This is a genomic window from Chthoniobacter flavus Ellin428, from assembly GCF_000173075.1.
Taxonomy (GTDB): domain Bacteria; phylum Verrucomicrobiota; class Verrucomicrobiia; order Chthoniobacterales; family Chthoniobacteraceae; genus Chthoniobacter; species Chthoniobacter flavus.
Window position 1 is genome coordinate 191 of record NZ_ABVL01000060.1, and the last position, 4,646, is coordinate 4,836.

A 4,646-nucleotide genomic window follows, 5' to 3' on the forward strand; every position below is an offset into this window, starting at 1 on the left:
GCGAAAGTCGGGAGGAGCGAAGGGCGGAAGCACCAACGAACATGGCTCAACCAGGAGCCAACCAGCGAGGCGAGAGACCTCTGGAACGCGCGGCGTGGCAACTGCGGCCACTACTGCGGACGGGCACGGCGCGGCAGAACCGGTGGAGCCGGGGCGGGCGGCGTCGGGCGGGGTCGAGTCGAGCTGGTTGAGCGCCGGCGACAGAAAGCCATGATCGAGCAACTGATGGAGGAAGCCGTGAGCCCGGAAAATTGGCACACGGCATGGAAAGCAGTGGTGAGCAACGACGGTGCGCCCGGCATTGACGGGATGCGCTGCAGCGAGCTCGTGGAACACCTGCAACGCCACGGGGAGGCCATCCGGGCCAAACTGCTGGCGGGTCGGTATACTCCGAGTCCGGTCCTCCGGACGAAGATCCCCAAGCCTGGAGGCGGAGAACGTGATCTGGGCATCCCCACGGTGATGGATCGCTTCGTGCAGCAACTGCTTTTGCAAGTGCTCACGCCGATCTACGAGCCGCGCTTTAGTGCACGCAGCTATGGGTTTCGACCCGGACGCAGCACGCACGACGCGGTGCGGCAGGCGCAAGCCTACGTGAAGGAGGGCAAAAGCTACGTGATCGACCTGGACATCGAAAAGTTCTTCGACCGGGTCAACCACAACCTTTTGATGCACCGGCTGCGGGAGACGGTCAGCGACGTGAGAGTCAGAACCCTGATCGGTCGGTATCTGAAGGCCGGGGTGATGGTCAACGGAGTGGTGCAGGACAACGAGGAAGGCACGCCGCAAGGCGGGCCGCTCTCGCCCCTGCTGGCGAACATCTACCTCGACCCTTTGGACTGGGAACTGGAAGGGCGCGGCCTGGCCTATGTGCGCTACGCGGACGACTGCAACATCTATGTAGGCAGTGCCGCCGCCGCGCAACGGGTCCTCGCCAGCATCATCGGCTGGATCGAAAAGAAGCTGCGCTTGAAGGTCAACCAGACCAAGAGCGGAACGGGACCGACGACAGGACGCCGGTTGTTGGGGTTCAGCATCAACGCCCGAGGGGTGATTGCAATCGCCCAAAAGAGCATGGCCCGCTTCCAAGAGAAGGTGCGTGCTCTCTGGCGGCCCCAGCGACATCGCGGCAACGAGGAGATGCGGGAAGAGTGGAACCAATATGTGCGCGGCTGGTGCAGCCACTTTGCTCTGGCGGAAGAAGTCCGCTGGGTGAAGCGGGCGGATGGATGGATCCGCCGCCACATTCGCAAATACTACTGGCAGCGGTGGCACTGCGCCCAGGGACGACTCCATGCGTTCCAGCGCCTGGGTATCTCCCGCCACCACTGGGTCAGCGCCCGCAGTAGTCGAGGCGCTTGGTGCATGGCGGGCAGTCCCGCCCTGCAAGCGGCCATCAGCGTGGCAAGTCTGCGTCGTTATGGATACCTCATGCCATCAGTCCTGCTGGCGCGTTAAAACGCCGCGGTGAAACCGCCGGATGCGGAAAACCGCACGTCCGGTGGTGTGGGAGCCCTGACGGGCGCAATCCCGTCAGGGCGACCCGATCCAGGGTTTCCTGCTTGGCGACCTCTTGTTTACTTCGTTTGCGGCTACGACTGAACAGATGACGGGGTTTGTTTTTCGGCGCTGTCGCTCCATTCCGAGCGATAACTCACTTCGAAAATGCTCTACCGCTCGACCCACAATGGCCCACCCGAGACGGGCTGATTGGGCAGCAGGCGCACGGTCACGCGGCCGTGGGGATGATGGGTGACGAGCAGGCGGGCGGTGGGCAGCAAGTCGATGCTATGGCCGATGAGGTCCGCGTGCAGCACGGCGACGGGGATGGCTGGGTTTCCTGGAACGGAAAACGTATTGGTTCTGGCATCGAATTTCACGCCGGGCAGGGGGAAGTTGAACGTCTCATCGTGGCGCGGTTCCACGCGGGAGATGTAGTCGGTATTGCTGAAGGTGAGGGTGGCGACGAGTTCGCGGGAATTGGGCAGCCAGCGGAGTTGGTGCCAGAGGAGCGAATTGTCGGCGTAGGTATCGGCGATTTCCGGGCTTCGCAGGGAGAGAGGAGTCGCGACGGCGGACGGGGCGGCGTGCATCACCAACGCAGCGGTGACTGCCAGCGGTAGATAATGGACTTTCATGACAAATGGTACCGATGCTTCGCGTCTGTGCAACGAAGAGGGGCGGAGTTTAATGGGATTCTAATGGTGTTTTTCTCGGTGTCATCCTTGAGCGGAGCGCTCCCCAAGAAACCGGTTTCGAACTGGAACTCGCTCCCTTGGGAGCGGCGACTTTCCAGTCGCCGACCGGAACAAACGCGCGGAGCGCCATTCTTTGGGGCGTCGCTCCGCGACGCAGGGCGACTGGAAAGTCGCCCCTCCCAGTGAGCCGCAGCCGATTTTCCCCGCTGTCCCTAAACCTCAAAAAGATGTGGGTAATGCTCAGAGCGGCCAATGTGGATAGGAGGGATAGGACTCCTATCATTCCCATCCTTCCTATTCCTCCTATTCGACCGCAGTGAGGGCGCTCCGCGCCGTCGGTTTTTGGGTCGGCGACTGGGAAGTGGCCGCTCCCAGTGAGCGAAACCTGCCGCAGCCTCGCTGTTGCCGGGCCGCATGGTCCCGGCTACAAGGGCGGCATGAATTCCGGGTTTCTCGACAAGCTCATCGAACGCCTCGGGCGCGTGCGCCCGGAGGATGTACAGGGCTATCTGCTCCGCCTGGCCGATGAGAAAGGGTTTTTGGAGACGATCTTCAATGCCATCCACGAAGGCGTCATCGTGACGGATGTGGCCGGGCGAATTTCCTACCTGAACACTTCGGCCTGCACCCTCTTCGGCCTGGAACGCGAGGAGTGCATGGGCGAGCCGCTGGCGGAACGGCTGCGCGGGCTCGATTGGGAGAAACTCATGGAGGCGGGTGAGGTGGTGTCGCGCGACATGGAGGTGTTTTATCCGCAACACCGCTTCCTGAATTTCTACATCGTGCCGCTGAGCCTCGATCCCGTGCCGGGGAAACGCCCGCGCACGGATGGGCCGGACCGCGTGGGTTACGCGGTCATCCTGCGGGACATCACCGAGACGCGGCGCTCGACGGAAGAGACGATCCAATCGGAAAAGCTCACCGCGTTGACCTTGCTCGCGGCGGGCGTGGCGCACGAGATCGGCAATCCGCTCAACTCCCTGCACATCCATCTGCAGCTCATGGAGCGCAAGCTGCGCAAGGTGCCGGCGGCGGCGCGGGCGGATTTGCAAAAGTCGCTCGACGTGGCCAAGGAAGAGATCACGCGGCTGGATTCCATCGTGCAGCAATTCCTCGGCGCGATCCGCCCCGCGCGGCTCGAGGCGCGGCTGGAAAATGTGAATGCGCTGGTCCAGGAGGCGGTGGCCTTTCTGCAACCGGAAATCGAGGATCGCAATGTCCTCGTGGAGCATGAGCTGCGCAGCGACCTGCCGCTGGTCGAAGTGGATCGCAACCAGCTCAAGCAGGCGTTCTACAACGTCCTCAAGAATTCCTTTCAGGCGATGAAATCCGGCGGCTTGCTGCGGATTCGCACGGACATGGACGACGCGTTCGTCAAAATCCGCTTTGCCGACACGGGCGGGGGAATTTCCCCGGAGAACATGAGCAAGATCTTCGAGCCGTATTTCACGACCAAAGCCAGTGGCAGCGGCCTCGGGTTGCTCATCGTGCGCCGCATCGTGCGCGAGCATGGCGGCGAGATCGACCTGGCGAGCGATGAAGGGCACGGCCTGACCCTGACCATTCGCCTGCCGTTCCGGAATCAAGTGGCCCGGATGCTGGAGGCGGGCGAGAGGACGTAGGGGCGGGGTAAGAGATTGTTAAAAACCGTGTTTTCTGTTCGTTGTTTATACTCGACAAAAACACTCGGTCGGTCATTGTGCGACGCGATTCGACCTCTTGTCCCCCTAACAATCGCCCCCTCCAGTCCGATGAAACAATTCCTCTCCCTTCCGATCACTCTGCTTGGTCTCGTTTTTAGCGCGGCCAGTGCAGTCGCTCAGGATTCGACCACGGAAATCCACACCGCCGAAAGTTCACCGCTGTCGGGTGTGATCATTTTGGTTCTTGCTGTCTTGATGATCGCTGGCTTGTGGAAGATGTTCACCAAGGCGGGCGAGCCCGGATGGGCGGCGATCATTCCCATCTACAATCTGATCGTCATGCTCAAGATCGCCGGGAAGCCGCTCTGGTGGATTATTTTGCTGATCATTCCCATCGTCAGCCTCGTCGTTGGGATTATGGTTGCTGTCTCGTTGGCCAGGGCTTTTGGCAAAGGGGGCGGTTTTGCGGTCGGGATGATTTTCCTGCCGTTCATTTTCTATCCGATCCTCGGCTTTGGCAGCGCCACCTACGTCGGTCCGAAGACGGTCTAAGGACACGGACCTGCCAGCGCGGCTCTTTTCTTTGGGAAGTGGTGGCGGATTTGTTCCGCATCCGCTCAGGCGCGTGATGTTTCTGGGAGCGGCGATCTCCAGGTCGCCGACCGAATCCAATGGGCGTAGCGCCATCCTTTTGGGCTGATCTTTACCCACATCTTTTTGTCGGTTTAGGGACGGCGGGAATTCGGCTGCGGCTCACTGGGAGGGGCGATCTCCAGGTCGCCCTGCGTCGCGGAGCGACGCCCAG

The 4,646-nt window shown here is 61.5% G+C and carries 4 protein-coding genes; 3 read left to right on the forward strand and 1 reads right to left on the reverse strand.

Translation table 11 applies throughout. The annotated features are described in order from the left end of the window. Window positions 1-210 precede the first annotated feature (210 nt). The gene (ltrA, locus tag CFE428DRAFT_RS32565; protein ID WP_006984025.1) at window positions 211-1,458 is read left to right on the forward strand and encodes a group II intron reverse transcriptase/maturase; all 1,248 of its coding nucleotides are present in this window, start codon (window positions 211-213) and stop codon (window positions 1,456-1,458) included. 212 nt (window positions 1,459-1,670) lie between these two features. Here the strand turns inward: ltrA and CFE428DRAFT_RS32570 are convergent, their stop codons facing one another. Beyond that, window positions 1,671-2,138, reverse strand: a complete 468-nt coding sequence (locus CFE428DRAFT_RS32570) for a hypothetical protein (protein ID WP_006984026.1) — start codon at window positions 2,136-2,138, stop codon at window positions 1,671-1,673. 434 nt (window positions 2,139-2,572) lie between these two features. Here CFE428DRAFT_RS32570 and CFE428DRAFT_RS32575 point away from each other — a divergent pair, with 434 nt between their 5' ends. Together CFE428DRAFT_RS32575 and CFE428DRAFT_RS32580 are read left to right on the forward strand one after the other, a co-directional pair. Beyond that, window positions 2,573-3,820: a two-component system sensor histidine kinase NtrB gene (locus CFE428DRAFT_RS32575; RefSeq protein ID WP_006984027.1), complete on the forward strand. Its 1,248-nt coding sequence runs from the start codon at window positions 2,573-2,575 to the stop codon at window positions 3,818-3,820. Between the two features lie 129 nt (window positions 3,821-3,949). After that, window positions 3,950-4,393: a DUF5684 domain-containing protein gene (locus CFE428DRAFT_RS32580; protein ID WP_006984028.1), complete on the forward strand. Its 444-nt coding sequence runs from the start codon at window positions 3,950-3,952 to the stop codon at window positions 4,391-4,393. Window positions 4,394-4,646 lie beyond the last annotated feature (253 nt).

What these genes read in the sequence shown, in the direction of transcription:
- ltrA (WP_006984025.1), top strand. Translation starts at nt 211, where the DNA reads ATGATCGAGCAACTGATGGAGGAAGCCGTGAGCCCGGAAAATTGGCAC.
- CFE428DRAFT_RS32580 (WP_006984028.1), top strand. Translation starts at nt 3,950, where the DNA reads ATGAAACAATTCCTCTCCCTTCCGATCACTCTGCTTGGTCTCGTTTTT.
- CFE428DRAFT_RS32570 (WP_006984026.1), bottom strand. Translation starts at nt 2,138, where the DNA reads ATGAAAGTCCATTATCTACCGCTGGCAGTCACCGCTGCGTTGGTGATG.